Source organism: Flavobacterium sp. IB48 (assembly GCF_016405855.1).
GTDB classification, from domain to species: domain Bacteria; phylum Bacteroidota; class Bacteroidia; order Flavobacteriales; family Flavobacteriaceae; genus Flavobacterium; species Flavobacterium ginsengisoli.
Genome location: NZ_JAEFCA010000002.1, coordinates 282,780 through 296,792, shown reverse-complemented (window position 1 = coordinate 296,792; position 14,013 = coordinate 282,780). Strand labels below are relative to the sequence as shown.

Sequence of the window (14,013 nt, the reverse complement as noted above, 5' to 3'; positions counted from 1 at the left end):
TTTCATATTTTTATGGATGGTTCAATGCGGGGAGGTGTCCAATAAAAGATTTTATTGTCGGCAAAGAAAGATATTGGATATTGCGGACTTGCCGTAGGGCTGCTGTTTTTAGCTGCCTGAAATATGCTTGACATTTTTTGATTAATAATCTTAAGACATGCCTCGTATATACCGTCAAGCTTATCTGGCATTATGCCGATTAAATCCTGTTTATAATCTGTCTGCAAATCTCCTACGGCATTATGATAAACGCTTTGCGTGAAAATATAGGCAAATTTAATAGTTTTTGTGTCTTTTGAAATTGTTTCTTGAACAATTTCTTTGAGCAGGCTATGATCGAGGCTAAAATAGCCGGTATTAAGTATAAATACGCCAGAAGAGTCTATCGATTTAATTTTTTGAAATTCTTTTATTTGTTTCGAGGCTTTGCTTATTACATTTTTTATTGAATTTGCAATTGTGCGCTTATATATTTTTTGGCATTCAGGGTCAAGGTTTGAAAAATTAATGTTTATAGAAAATCTGCTGTCAGTTTTGAAGATTTTCGCAATGCTTGTCCTCCTGTCATCATTAAACAGGCTTTCCTTTTGCAGGTCCTTTAGTTCAATTGCAATATTTCCAAGTATAAAATCAGGAGTCATAGATGTAGTTTCTGCAATTTTGCTTCCGCCAAAGTGCTCAATAATGTTTTCAAAATCGGACTCAGAAAATCGGGGAATATCATAGAAATACAGTTTTGAAAATCTGGGTTCTTCAAAACTTTGAAAAGAATATCCCTCATTATTGGCAATTAGGTATGCCTTCCATAAATCTCCGCCATTTTCTTCGCATCGGGATTCAATAAGAAGATCAATTATTATTTCAGAGCACACAACGAAGTTTCTGCTGGAAATGGTTTCATAAAGGTATGATTTTGAAAAATCGCATTCGCGCATCAAAAGGATGCATTTACTGTATGATTTGGCCACTGTAGAGAATCCTTCGAAAAAAATCCTTAAAATGCGCTTTGGGTTATTCATTTTTAAATACATTTCTGAATCTGTCAATAAACTTTTCTTTATCCATTTTATAGGAAATTATTCTTCTAGAAATTGGGGATAGCTGTTCCGTGATATTTTCATTCGCTCGATGCAGCAATTCAGCTTGGCTTTTAGCATTACGCACCTCCTTTGTGTAATTCATTTTGTCTAAATGCAAGTCCAGCATTTTCTTGAAATTTTCATCCTTTATCTGAAAATAGGGAAGCCAGAGAATTAAAGTGTCTATATCTAAAACAGTAAGACTTTTAATATTGAAAGTTTCATTCAGACCGCCGAGTCTGCTTGCGCACTGTTCCTTAAACCATTGATTAAGTCTGTAGTTAATTCCTAAAGTTTGGAAAATTCTATCGTGGACCAGTAAAATAGGGTATATGGTAAGTGCTTTTGCTGAATTTACAAAATCATCGAACCTAAATTTTTCGCTGCCAATCTCAGCAATTGTTGTGACGAGCTGGCCGATACCTACTTTCTTTGTGCCGTCAGCTAAAAATTTTGTCTTTAGGACAGCATTTATCTGTTCTATATTGGCCGATGCTTTTATGCCTTTCGCAATTAACACGTCCTTATTCTCGAAAATAAAAACTTCATTGTCTTGGCGAACATAATAATCAGGTTCTCCAGGAAGTTCTTTTTCTCTCTGCGGTTTTTTTATGAAATGTTCTTGTGAAAATATTTCATCCAAGATGTTTTTCATTAGAAAGCTTTCAGAAAATTCACTGTTAAAAAAGCTGAAGAAGTTGCCATGCGAAGCTTTTAAAGGTAGATCCTTTTCATACAATTCTTTAAGTTTGAATTTTGCGCTTTTGTAAAATTTATCCACTACGAAAAAGTAATGGACAATTGAGTAAAGATTATCACCGGCCTTATAGATCGGACTATTTTTTATGTGCGTGAAATCTTCATCCGGAGCGATATCGTCTGATACCATTGAGTCTAGAAATGCTTGCGCATCCTTATCTTCGACATTCCACAAATAGCTGTTGGTTCCTTTCAAACGCATCAATTGCCCGAAGAGAAATGTCATCTGATCAATAAATTCCGCTTCAGTTGAAACATTAAAAGATTTAATAAACCCTTCTTTTATGTTTGCATATTCGGGTTTGGAATTAAGAAAGGCGAAAAGACTCTCAACCTTATAAAAAGTGGCATAAAGCAAATGTAAAAATTCCAAATCGTCATTTTCAGTAATGGCCAAATCAGCAGAGGGAAAGGTAAAGATTATGCTGAAATCCACTATTTTTTCAAAGTTTTCATCATTTACATTATCCAACACCTGTTTTTTTATAACTTCTGTATTGATGCAGAGAAATGCTTTGAATAAATTTACTTCGTCGTCATCAGGGGAATCATTGGTATTGTCTTCAAGTAGCATTTGAGAATTGGATAAGACAATTTCTGCAAATTTTAAGGCACTTATTTTATTAAGGACATGAGGTTTTTTATTGATTCGGTTTATAAATATATAACTGTTGACTTTGATGGATATTTCCTTATGAATGCCAGGATTGCTGAAAAAATTATCATAATTTGGAAGAGGCTTTGTATTAAAGAAACCGATAGATTTAAGCAATGTCTCTTTCGAAATTTTTTTTAAATAATTGACAACTTGCTGAGGCTTTTCCTCAGGAAATACATCTTTGAATTCTAACAGCTGGTTAATATTTATCATTTTACCTTTTTTTTAATGGGTTCAATTAAATGGCTTAAGATGATTTGAATAAGGTATAGTTTGCTATTTTATGTTTTTCGACGAAAGCATAAATTTCTTTTCTTAACTGCGTTTCTGTCGTACTGCGCTTATGTTCCTTTTCAATCGTAAAATTTAAAGAAATCTGAAGTTCTGCATCTGCCGATTTTTTCGAGATGTAATCTGGAAATGCTATTATTAAACTGGCATTACCTTTGACGCCCCTGATATCAAAACTAAATTTTAGCGAGATTGATGCAACAATTAGTTTGTCATGGTAAAGATTGTTTTTCAGGAGAGGATTGTTTTGAAGCCCTCGACCATTAATCTTCAATGAATCAATTTCATCAACCAATGCTTTGATGTCTTTGTGGGACTCTTGGTCTTCGTCCAGATAAAGGTCAATATCAGTTATGGATAGAAACTTTAGATAGATGCAGAAATCTTTAGTAAAGGAATAAAAGAACTGAATTCTTTGCGCATTGGTAAAGTCTTTAAATTTGATTCGGATAAAATCCTCATCCGGTTTAATAAAACTTTCATTTTTCAGAAGTTTTTTTACCTCCCCAACTATTAGCTCATTTATAAGAATGGTTTCCTTAGATGTTGAGTTTTGCTCAACTGATAATTCAAGTGTTCCCCCTTTCGATTTTTTAACGAATACTTTTCCCGCATGTTCTGTTTTGTTGCTGGTCCAATTTTCCAGATAGTTATCTCGTTCAATCTTGTAGTCAAAAACAGCAGTATCATCTTCTAAATAAAAAGTTGGTGTTCCTAACAGCTTAAAATTGGGTTCATATTTATGCGCCTCTTTTATTTTGCTTCCTAAGTCTACAGAATTAGAAAATACCTTTGAAAGATCAACTTCGCTTGTACACTTAATTGTAGCAGTTCTGAATTTAATCGTATCTTCTTTTTTCTTCTGGGCCTCATGTAAATCTCGAAAGTCTGATGGGCTTATGAGGGTTTTCATTAATAGAGGAATAGAATTATTTTTCTCGATGTGTCCCAGAAAAACACCTTTATCTCTTAGTAAACTATTAATGTTTGATGTCGTTATGGTAGCGTTGACAAGCAATTGTCTTACGTGGTCTCCTTGCGGTAAAAAATCTTTTTCCATTTTTATTTATTTCTGAAATCAGATGGATATAAATTAACCAGCAGATTTTGATTAAAGTTGTATTTTGGGAATTTGAATAGCTCGCTTTCAATTATGCTTTTATGATGCAGTTCATTGTAATCAGGGAATGATAAGATAGTCCTCTTCGCCGAGGCCAAGTGATCAAAACTGTTTGCAAAAGAAAGCAGTTTGGAAAGATTATCACTGGAAAAACCGTCTTTACAGAAGATAATGAATTCCACATCAGATCCTTTTTCAATTCTTAAGGGGATAATATCGGAGAATACATATTGTATCGGCATGAAATCTCCGTAGCTCATTGAATTTAGCCCAATGACATTTAAACTGCTATTGTGATATACAAATTTTACATTTTCTACACCAAAAACTTCTTTTGCCCTATATATTGTCTGGTATAGAAAATTAATCCTGTCATTATCTATGACTATAATTTTGTCAAAGATTAGATCTGTATCAATCTGTACATTTGAAATTTTAGGAATAAGTTCATAGTCTTTGGGACTCTTGTCTGAAAGCCACACTAGAACGCCAGTGATTTCGGTTCTGGTCACTCCTCCAAATTTATAGTTTGTTTCTGCATATAATTTGGAATTTTTGAAGCATTCCAATGTAAAGGCTAAGTCCTCGAAATGTTCTTTAAATTTAGCTTTCGGGTTTTTGGGATATTCATCCGCAGTATATTTCGAAGAGATAGCCACAATATCTAATAATTTGTCTTCAAGCGGACTTTTTACGCTTATTAGGGCATCAATGCCATGAGTAGTTTTATCTCCTTTTGCTGTTTTGGATTTATGTTTTGTTCCTTTTATGCAGCCGATTGTCTCATTGGAACTTACCGAGTTATACCCAAGTATATCTTTGAAGAAAAAGTCCACTACCTTTTCACCTTTTTCGCCAACTGTTTTTGACCATTCTCCCATTCTTTTACGTGTTTTGTTTGCCTGCTAATTTAAGCCAATATTGTAATTTTTATGCACTGGAAATAGGTTTAAAGTGAGAAAGTTATTAACGTATTTGTAAACTTATACTTAGAAAACAATGTGGTTTTCCGTAAAGTAAATCCAGAAATTAATAAGCTGTTGGTTTTTAGGTGACTTAAGATTTCTTTTTCTTGATGATGAGGTGTCTTAGGTGAATGCTTTCTGAAATGCGGTCCATTTCAGATTCAGACAGTTCAGTAATGTCTTCTCTGATCTGTGTATAATTTCGATTGATGAGTACACCGTCAAGAATTCGTATTGGCTCAATTTCTTTGTAACTGTCTGTCTCTTTTTGCAGCGCATTATGATCATTTAAAATTTTACAGTGGAATGTTTTTAGTTCAATCTTGCAATCAGGATTATCAGCACACATACCTACAAATTCGCCTGAGCTAAGTGATGCTATTTTAGATGCCGGCACAGCGGATTCGAGCTGTCTGGAACGGCTGATAGAAGTATCAGAACTATTAATAGAAAGGCTTTCGCGATCCTGCATTATTTTCCCAAAACGTTCAGAAAGCTGTTTGGCGGTATCTCCGGTAACCTGTCCAGAAATAATATTTCCAGTGATGTTCATAATCACATCTGCCTGCTCACGGCCGTAATCTTTTTTCAGCTGGCTGAAGTCCTGTATGCCCAAAGTTGTACTTACTTTGTTGCTTCGTGCAGTAGCAATTAGACTGTCAATATTGTTGAGGTATACGGTTGGAAACTCATCAAAAATCAGGCTACTTTTTAATTTGTCTTTACGGTTTGCAAGCTTTATCAGCCGGCTGGTATAGAGCGAAAGTACAGCGCCATAGGTCTGGATTTTCTGTGGATTATTTCCCATGCAGACAATTTTTGGAGCGTCGGGATTATTAATGTCAAGTGTAAAATCATTTCCGGAAAGCACATAGTAAAGCTGGGGAGAAGAAAGCCTTGCCATTGAAATTTTAGCTGACGCAATTTGTCCCTCAAGCTGCTCAGAGGCATCGTTCAAAAATGCACTGACAAATGGATTGATAAGCACCTCAATTTCTTTTTCAGAACGCAGAAGGGTGAAGAGGATTTTATAATCCAGCTGCATAAGTTCAATCACATGGGGCAGGGTGCAGAATTCGCCATCGTTGAATTTTCTGAGATACCAGATTACTGCGGTAAGGAAATTAATTGGCGATTCAACAAAAAAATCACCCTGTTTTTTAATCCATTCGCGGTTAAGCCCTAGGAGAATTGTACGAGCAGATTCTGCCGCGTCGGTAATGTCTGTCATGGATGCAGGGTCGAGGGGATTGCACCTGTGTGTGCGGGTGAGATCATCAAAATTAATTACATAAAATTCAGGCATCACTTTGTATAAATGTCTATTTTTTAAATAGGCATTGTAAACGATTTTGGTCAGGTCATCAAACTTAAAATCATAGACAAACATACTAAACCCTTTTCCGATATGCTGGGTGATTATATGACGTATAACAAAATAAGATTTTCCGGATCCTGGTGATCCGCAGACCAGAACTCCCCTGAAAGGATTTATGATATTGATCCAGCTTTTTCGGATTTTATCACGAAGATAATACTGGGCTGGAAGATTAACGGAATACTCATTCTCAAGAAGTCTTTCCTCCTGTGGAAAGGTCTCATTTTCCTTGTTGAAAATATCACGTGAGTTTAAACTTCGCCTTATAATCCTTGTAAGTAAGGTGCCTGCAGTAATGATAAAAAGCAAGCCCAAAGATGTTGTTATCACGTAAAGCAGAAAAACAATTTTTATATTGTACTGGACCTGCAAAATAAACCAGCTCGCAAAATAGAAAAGTATTCCTGCAATGAGAAAAAGCAGAGCTGTTTTAAGTTTCAGTTTTTCGTCTTTTCTCCCTTTTGCCCCCAAAAGAGATATAAAAATAAATAGGAGCGCGAGCAGTTTTGATTTGTGAAAAAAACTGAATAATCCCGCTTTATAAATATTTTCAAGAATTTTGTCGCTGAATTGTGAAACAAGACCAATCTGCTTACAGACTTGATAGCCGTAATAATAAAAATGAATTCCTAAAAGTATGATGCTGATAAGGCGTGACATATCTAAAATTTTTCTCAGTGCCTGTTCATTTTCCCCTGTGTTCATAACTGTAAATTTTAAATGATTAATTATTGGAAAGACCTTTTCTTTTTCTGTTTTTCTTTTTTCTTTTGAATTCTTTCGGTATATGTCCAGAGTAAAATTCTTTTTCAGTAAGTACTTGTATGAGGTCCTGCAGACCATTTACAGAAATTTTCTTCAAGTGAAGTATTTCCTGTATTTCCAAAAGTGTTTTTACTTCGGGTGAATGTGGTCTGTTTTTAATTTCATTTTCTGATGTACTGCAGTTCTTAGAGATTGCTGCGGCAGAGAATTCTTTTCCAAGCTCACTTCCGTTACAAACATGTTTTGTAATATGGTCAACATAGGTAAGTCCGTATAAGGATCCTTCGGCTGAAAGGCGTTTTACCATACTGATGCCTATCTTATCCAATTCAGATTCAAGCTGGGATAGAGTAGGCCTATCATCTTGGAAAATATTCCTGATGACATTTTTAATACGAATACCAGGTCTGTTATTTTTTAGTTTATTTTCTTCAAACTTTTTCTCCAGAAATTTAAGTGTCGGCTTATTGTTAAAATCACTTGCTTTTATCGGTACCCCGCTATATTTTCCATTGCTGTCGATTATCCTGTAAATAAGACCGCCGGCCTTAAATGTCCTTGATTTTTCAGAGCCTCGACTAGCAGAAACATTATAAAGATTAAGCACTGCGTTTAGCTGGGCAAGACTTTTAAACTGATAATTGTCCAGAACAAAATCAAGTACTCTTGAAACAGCTTTTTTTGATTGTATTTTACCATATTGTACACCCACTGTATCAATAGGCTTGAGCTCATTATATATTTCTTTTTCCCTGCCCTGTGCTTTTATGAGATTAAAGTCTTTTTCGATTTTAATACGTGCAGTTTCTGACTGGTTTCTTCCGATATTCTGCATATCAATTCTTTTGCCGTCTGATTTTACTTTTACAGAAACTATATGAATGTGCGGGTGCGCAGCATCGAAATGCTGATAGACTAAATAAGGCTGCTCTTCGAAGCCGATTTCAGACATATAGTTCTGGGCAATATCCATTAATTTTTCAGCGTTCAGATCTTTTTCCGATGGATGAAAATTGAGCGAAATATGCACACTTCCCCGCTTCACATTTTCGTTTAATTCAAGTGTACGAACCAAATAATTTACTTTAAATGACGAGGTCATCTTATCATGGTCCGCCGGGTAATTTTCAGCACCAATACATCTTGCTGTGCCCTCGGAAACTTTGTTCTCATTGTAATGAAAAACACGACGAACTGACTGTCCTGTTTTAATTACGGCAACCATTTTTCAATGAATTTGTGCATGGATATTTTTATTGTCTCGATTGATTCAAACAACTTGTTTTTATCTTCCTGCGATGACAAAATCCAGTTTTGAAATTCAGAAATCTGCTGAAGCGAATGCAGTTTTTTTACTGCCTGATTATAATTGTTTCCAACAGCATTAATTTCTGTTCTAAGCTTTGAGATTTCCAATGCCAAATCATCTACGGACTGATTGCGGTACTTTAAAATAACAGGTTTTCCAAGCAGATTTTTACGGGCATAATCACTAAGTTTTGGACAGAGTGATTTATTAAATCTGTCTTTTAAAAGTTTCATTTCGTCAGGTGTCAGACGCAGATGAATCCATTTGGTCCGGTTGGTGTTTTTCTCTTTCATTTTTTATCCTTTTCATTTCTAACACAGTTTTCATCCTTAAAAAGTCTCTGCCAGCGAGTTCCGAGCGAATAGGCAGCCAGATATCGGTTGTGATACAACCGGACATCTGGCCGACTGCACAAAAACGGCAGTCTTTATGATACTTAAAATAATTATGTAAACAGTTTTATTTAACTAACCTTTAAAACAGATAGAGACAATTTTTTTTTCAATTGCTTAGACGAAGTTAATAAAGGTAGAGCCAGCAGACAATCATCACCAGATTTTGAAGCGAATAATTTCAAAGGGACTTTTTATTTTTACAAAGTGTTAGTATTAATCAAAAACGCTGAAATTATGTTTACAAAAAATGATGTAGTAAGGATATTCGATACGGTATTGAGTAGTCCGGGAATGGGAGAAACGGTAAAGATAGATTTAAAGATTTCGCGAAAGAATGTTCTATTGCTTTCCCATGTTATTAAAGAAGGAATTGCTGCAGAAAAGGACGGCATAAGTCTTTTGTCAGGCACTTCTAAAGAGAGCCTTTCAGAGCTTGAAAACCTCTCAGAGGAATGTCTGCAAAAAGCAGGTCTGGTGGAGCTGAATGAAAAGCTTAACCTTCTAGGAGATACCTCTAAGCAATAAGAAACAATGTGTTAGAAAGAGAGCAGCTTAACAAATATCCGATATATCTGTTAAGCTGCTTTTTTGTATGAAAAATTGCCTGATTTTATAAAACTTTGGCTTGATTCTAATAACTGCTGTTTAAAAATCGCGTCCTAAATTTGCTGTATGTTAATCGTAAGAGTTTGATTTTTTTGAACTATATAAAATAAAGTAGCATGAAATCGGAATGTAGTATTAAAAATTTTTTTATTGAATTTGTCTGTATCGCACATGTCATACTTTTCGTTTATGCAGCAGTCAGTAAAATTATTGAATTGGAAAGCTTTGAAGTGCAGCTAGGCAAATCGCCATTGCTCAGCGCATTTGCATTTTGGATAGCCAGATTTGTTCCTGCAACAGAACTTTTAATTGCAGCTTTGCTGCTGCTGCCACGTTTAAAAAAAACAGGATTATATATGGCATTGAACCTTATGGTTATGTTCAGCGTCTACATTTTTATTATTCTACATTATAGTTCGTTCATTCCCTGTTCATGCGGAGGTGTATTAGAAAAAATGAGCTGGAATACTCATTTGGTTTTTAATATAATTTTTATCCTGCTTGCCTTAATTGCAATACTTGTTTTAGATCAAAATACATATAAAAAGAATGTCCTCAAAATTATTATTCCTGTACTTTCCAGTACTGCTATTGTGGTGATTTTATATCTTCAGTCTGAGAGAATAATGCATTACGAGAATCCATTTACAAGAAGGTTTCCTAACCACCCGGCGGTATTTAAAAATTCGTATGACCTAAAATACAATTCCTATTATTTTGCGGGCAATTCTGGTAATAAATTGTATTTGGGAAATTACAGCACTCCGCTATATCTAAGTGAATTTGATGCAGAACTGAAATCTTCGAAGAAAATAAAAATAGTTTTCAATCCTAAAAAAAATGTGCTTTTTAATACCGTAAAAATTTTAGTGTGTGATTCTTTATTTTATCTGTCAGACGGGTCAATTGCAAAGCTTTATAAAGGAAAAACTATTGACTGGGAAATTACTAAGGAATATAAAAAAATGTCATATTTCACTACGTACGCACCAATGAATTCAGGCGGAATATTTTTACGGTCAAATGATCCTAAAACATTAGATAATATTCTGGGAATCTACACACAATCTGATAGTAAGATAAAATATTACAGAGAATTATTGCAGAAACAGATTGATGGGATTTTTGATACTGACGGTGTGTTGCTTTACAGCAGAAAAATGAACAAGGGAATATATCTTTATTATTACAGAAATGAATTTTTTATTATTAACCCAGATGGAAATCTCGAATCAAGAAATCATACAATAGATACAATTTCGAAAGTAAATTTAAAAGTGGCCTACACCAAGAATGGTTCTGTAAGGGAAATTTCATCACCTGCACAGGCTGTGAATGCCCATGCAGCTATAAATGGAAATCTTCTTTTTGTAAACTCGCAGGTTAAAGGAAAATATGAGAATGATGAACTCTGGAAGAAATCATTTATAATAGATGTTTACGATTTAGAAAAGAAAACCTATCTGATGAGTTTTCCCGTTTATAAAACAAAGTCTGATAAGTTGATTTATCTTCATGTATCGGCTAACTATTTATATGCAATAATAGGAACAGATCTGGTGGTTTACGAATTGCAGCCAATCCTTATAAAGGAACTTTAAGTTGAAAGAATATATTAAAAATATACCAGCGCAGGTAACAGGAGTGAGATCGAAAACCTGTAGAAAAGAGTAGATCATACAAACAAATTAATTATTACATTATGAAAGCAGTATTTTTAAACAAAACTGCCCGCGCCGGGGCAGTTGTTTTAGCAGTAGCAGGTGCATTCTTCACAACATCTATGCAGGAAGTATCTTCTGCAGCACCTAAAATTGGTTATCCAGCTGATAACAATAACGAGTGTACAGATGTTCAAGTTCAATGTAGTGACAATTTGAGCGCTTTTCTTTGCCGTGTAAACGGTACAAGTGGAGCTATTGCCTACGACAAAGACAGCGATAATAATTGTATTCAACCGCTGTATCGTCCTTAAATAAGGGCTCTCAAATTAGGAGAAAGAGCAGTGCAGTACAGATACTGCACTGCTTTTTTTATATGCCTTCTTTAATCCAGTTCGTTGAAATATCATCTTTTAAAAAGTAGTCAAACCACTGCATCATTTTAAGGGTAATATCTTTCTGGTTTTCAGGAATGGACAGCAGATGGTTTTCTTTCGGATACAAAAGCATAATACTTTTTTTTGATGCCCTTCTCAGGGCCAGATAAAATTCAATGCTTTGTTTTGGATCTACTATCTGGTCATCTTTCCCAGTCCATAAAAGTACAGGTGTCTGCACTTTGTCGGCAAATCTGATGGGTGAATTTTGATCATATTGTGTAGGAATTTCGTAAGGTGCTTTATCCATATTCCACTGGTAGGTTTTGAACCGCCACATATTTGGTTTTCCTGATTGTTGTCCCACAGTATAATAAAAACTGTTTAAATCAGTTATGGCTCCGCTTGCTACAACAGCTGCAAACATTGGTGTCTGGGTGACTATGAAGGAAGCTTCATAGCCCCCGAAAGAATGGCCTGCAAGTCCAATTTTGTCCTGTTTAACAATATTCATTGATTCTACTTTTTTAACAGCCGCAGTAACACAGTCTAGTGCCCAAATTCCAGGCCGCATTTTTTCGAGTTTAATATCAGGCAGAAGTACAAAATAGCCCTTTGATGTCAAAACAGAAGGATTAAAACCATTTAAATTAAATTCGGAAGGATTTTTATACCTGTGCACAAGATGCGACTGCTTTTCATAAATGTAAACAATCATGGGGTATTTTCGGGTGGCATCATAATTCGCCGGAAATAATAACACACTTTGAAGACGCTCTTTTTTAGAATTATAAAACTCTATAAGTTCAGACCTGCCCCAATGATATTTTTCAAAATGCGGATTGCTTTGAAAAACAATCTGTGCTTTTTTATTTCGGAAAGTTATCACACGGGGAGGAAGATTAAATTTCTCTTCACTGAAAAAGAAAATTTTTCCATCATCATTTGTCCTAAACTGATCTGTATAACTATCATTATAGAATAATTTCTCTTCACTTTTTTGAGTAGTCCAACTGTAAAATCCTGTTTTACCATCCTGACCTGCCGCAGTAAGATAAATATCTTTTGAAATTGATATAACTGATGAATTTAACCCGTCATAAAGGTTGTTTATTAAATACTTCGAAGATGAAGATGCGACACGGAAAACCGTACTTGACTCCCTGCCATGTGTTAGTCTCTTATAGTTTTTTCCAGAGGAATCAAAGAACCATAAATCATATTGGTCGTAAATAATTATTTCTTTATCGTCGGCTGTCCATCCGGCAATTCCACATGGAGATTCGGGCGCAAGAATAATCTCTTTTGCTTTAAATTTGACACCAGTTTTTTGAGTTAAATTAAGGTGAGTCTGTTTTGATATGTCATATATCCACCAGTTGTCATTCTTGAAGTAACTGATGTATTTTCCAGCTGGTGAAGGAATTACAACTGCATTTTCACCCTCCTGTTTTTTAAGAAAAAGTTTCTTTTCAAAGTTATTCAGATCCATAATAAAATAATCTCTGGGACCATTGTAGTCAAACTGTGGTTCATATTGTTCTGGATTTGAGAGCAATGCATAATCCTGTTTTCCGCTAATCATTATTTGGGGCAGTTCCTTGGACGTGAGCTGGCTAAAACGATTCTCCAGAGGCAGCCAGACAGCAAGCTGTGTCATGTACGCAAAACTGCCTTCTTTATTCTGCTGCGGATTAATCCATTTATCGTTTGCATTCCAAATTTCAACATTTTTTTTCTTATGATTTTCGATTACTACTTTATCCTTTTTTATTGCAAAGAATATTCTCTTTGAGTCCCTTGAAATTAGAATTTTTCGGAAATTATCTGCTGTTAGGCTAGTGTGTTCAGGAAACGATGAAAAAGCTGAAGGATTAAATTTTTTAAGAGCGCGGTTGTGCAGATTATAATAATAAAGTACATGAGGTGATCTATCGTCAGGTACAGTTATAAAAGTAAATGCATTATCGTCTTTCTGCCATGATGATTGAAAAGAAATGCTTTGATCTATTTCTAAAATTACATGATCCAGAGTAAGCTTCTTTAAATTTAAAAGCTTCAGATAACTGTGTTTTTGAAACGAAACACAATAAAGAAGATACTGTCCTTTTGGACTTAGTGCAAATTGGGTTATGTTTTCAATTTGACTAATTACTTGCCCTGAAAAAGATTTGATTAATAATATATTTTTTCCTTCAGCAGATTTCTGCAGAATTATTAATCTATTGCAGGTACGGCTGACTACATACTCAACTGCATCCTTTGTAATGTTGATATTTCCATTTCGAAGATTAAGCAGTTTAAGACTTCCTTCACTCGCACAGACAAAATATTTGTTGTTCAAAAAGGTGGTTTTATATCCTTTAGTAAAACTGTATGTTTTGCTATTCAAAACACTGCGTATGAATAATGTGTCTATATCCTGTTCATAATTTAATGAATAACTAATCCAATTACCGTCCTCGGAGGATTTTTGCAAATCCATTGTGCTCCACAGATGATAATCTTCGGATTTTAATTGTTTTTTCTGCCATTGCTGTCCCCATAGGGGACAGCCTACTAATGGCAAAATAAAAAATGAAAGCAAAAATCTGCCTCGGGATATAAAATGGTTGGAAATTGGCATTTTATTTTATTTTATTTAGTTTGA

At 34.8% G+C, this 14,013-nt stretch carries 11 protein-coding genes; 3 read left to right on the top strand and 8 right to left on the bottom strand.

Going from position 1 to position 14,013, the window contains the following annotated elements; translation table 11 throughout:
• Window positions 1-2 precede the first annotated feature (2 nt).
• From JC605_RS08480 to JC605_RS08450, 7 genes are all read right to left on the bottom strand, one after another.
• On the bottom strand, window positions 3-1,031 hold the full coding sequence (locus JC605_RS08480; RefSeq protein WP_072953478.1) for a hypothetical protein: 1,029 nt from the start codon (window positions 1,029-1,031) through the stop codon (window positions 3-5).
• Window positions 1,012-2,709 carry a hypothetical protein gene (locus JC605_RS08475; protein ID WP_198855765.1) on the bottom strand — a complete coding sequence of 566 codons (1,698 nt, stop codon included), beginning with the start codon at window positions 2,707-2,709 and terminating at the stop codon, window positions 1,012-1,014. Before JC605_RS08475 ends, JC605_RS08480 begins: the two co-directional genes overlap by 20 nt.
• 34 nt (window positions 2,710-2,743) lie before the next feature.
• The gene (locus JC605_RS08470; RefSeq protein WP_072953475.1) at window positions 2,744-3,847 is read right to left on the bottom strand and encodes a hypothetical protein; all 1,104 of its coding nucleotides are present in this window, start codon (window positions 3,845-3,847) and stop codon (window positions 2,744-2,746) included.
• Window positions 3,848-3,849: 2 nt separating this feature from the next.
• On the bottom strand, window positions 3,850-4,788 hold the full coding sequence (locus tag JC605_RS08465) for a hypothetical protein (protein WP_072953473.1): 939 nt from the start codon (window positions 4,786-4,788) through the stop codon (window positions 3,850-3,852).
• A gap of 175 nt (window positions 4,789-4,963) precedes the next feature.
• Window positions 4,964-6,955 carry a conjugal transfer protein MobC gene (mobC, locus tag JC605_RS08460; RefSeq protein ID WP_198855764.1) on the bottom strand — a complete coding sequence of 664 codons (1,992 nt, stop codon included), beginning with the start codon at window positions 6,953-6,955 and terminating at the stop codon, window positions 4,964-4,966.
• Window positions 6,956-6,974: 19 nt separating this feature from the next.
• Entirely contained in the window at window positions 6,975-8,240 is a 1,266-nt protein-coding gene (locus JC605_RS08455) for a relaxase/mobilization nuclease domain-containing protein (protein WP_072953469.1), read from the bottom strand.
• Window positions 8,228-8,617, bottom strand: a complete 390-nt coding sequence (locus tag JC605_RS08450; protein ID WP_072953467.1) for a mobilization protein — start codon at window positions 8,615-8,617, stop codon at window positions 8,228-8,230. The genes JC605_RS08455 and JC605_RS08450 overlap by 13 nt, the downstream gene beginning before the upstream one ends.
• 336 nt (window positions 8,618-8,953) lie before the next feature.
• On the opposite strand from JC605_RS08450, the gene JC605_RS08445 reads away from it, so the two are divergent.
• The 3 genes from JC605_RS08445 (at window position 8,954) to JC605_RS08435 (ending at window position 11,300) form a co-directional block, all read left to right on the top strand.
• Window positions 8,954-9,244 carry a hypothetical protein gene (locus tag JC605_RS08445; RefSeq protein WP_072953465.1) on the top strand — a complete coding sequence of 97 codons (291 nt, stop codon included), beginning with the start codon at window positions 8,954-8,956 and terminating at the stop codon, window positions 9,242-9,244.
• Window positions 9,245-9,441: 197 nt separating this feature from the next.
• Window positions 9,442-10,926: a MauE/DoxX family redox-associated membrane protein gene (locus JC605_RS08440; protein ID WP_198855763.1), complete on the top strand. Its 1,485-nt coding sequence runs from the start codon at window positions 9,442-9,444 to the stop codon at window positions 10,924-10,926.
• A 101-nt stretch (window positions 10,927-11,027) separates the two neighbouring features.
• The gene (locus JC605_RS08435; RefSeq protein WP_072953461.1) at window positions 11,028-11,300 is read left to right on the top strand and encodes a hypothetical protein; all 273 of its coding nucleotides are present in this window, start codon (window positions 11,028-11,030) and stop codon (window positions 11,298-11,300) included.
• 58 nt (window positions 11,301-11,358) lie between these two features.
• Here JC605_RS08435 and JC605_RS08430 read toward each other — a convergent pair whose 3' ends face one another.
• Entirely contained in the window at window positions 11,359-13,989 is a 2,631-nt protein-coding gene (locus JC605_RS08430; protein ID WP_198855762.1) for a S9 family peptidase, read from the bottom strand.
• Window positions 13,990-14,013: the final 24 nt, after the last annotated feature.

Excerpts from the sequence above, each read along its gene's own strand:
- JC605_RS08480 (WP_072953478.1), bottom strand. The coding sequence starts at position 1,031 with ATGTATTTAAAAATGAATAACCCAAAGCGCATTTTAAGGATTTTTTTC.
- JC605_RS08475 (WP_198855765.1), bottom strand. The coding sequence starts at position 2,709 with ATGATAAATATTAACCAGCTGTTAGAATTCAAAGATGTATTTCCTGAG.
- JC605_RS08470 (WP_072953475.1), bottom strand. The coding sequence starts at position 3,847 with ATGGAAAAAGATTTTTTACCGCAAGGAGACCACGTAAGACAATTGCTT.
- JC605_RS08465 (WP_072953473.1), bottom strand. The coding sequence starts at position 4,788 with ATGGGAGAATGGTCAAAAACAGTTGGCGAAAAAGGTGAAAAGGTAGTG.
- mobC (WP_198855764.1), bottom strand. The coding sequence starts at position 6,955 with ATGAACACAGGGGAAAATGAACAGGCACTGAGAAAAATTTTAGATATG.
- JC605_RS08455 (WP_072953469.1), bottom strand. The coding sequence starts at position 8,240 with ATGGTTGCCGTAATTAAAACAGGACAGTCAGTTCGTCGTGTTTTTCAT.
- JC605_RS08450 (WP_072953467.1), bottom strand. The coding sequence starts at position 8,617 with ATGAAAGAGAAAAACACCAACCGGACCAAATGGATTCATCTGCGTCTG.
- JC605_RS08445 (WP_072953465.1), top strand. The coding sequence starts at position 8,954 with ATGTTTACAAAAAATGATGTAGTAAGGATATTCGATACGGTATTGAGT.
- JC605_RS08440 (WP_198855763.1), top strand. The coding sequence starts at position 9,442 with ATGAAATCGGAATGTAGTATTAAAAATTTTTTTATTGAATTTGTCTGT.
- JC605_RS08435 (WP_072953461.1), top strand. The coding sequence starts at position 11,028 with ATGAAAGCAGTATTTTTAAACAAAACTGCCCGCGCCGGGGCAGTTGTT.
- JC605_RS08430 (WP_198855762.1), bottom strand. The coding sequence starts at position 13,989 with ATGCCAATTTCCAACCATTTTATATCCCGAGGCAGATTTTTGCTTTCA.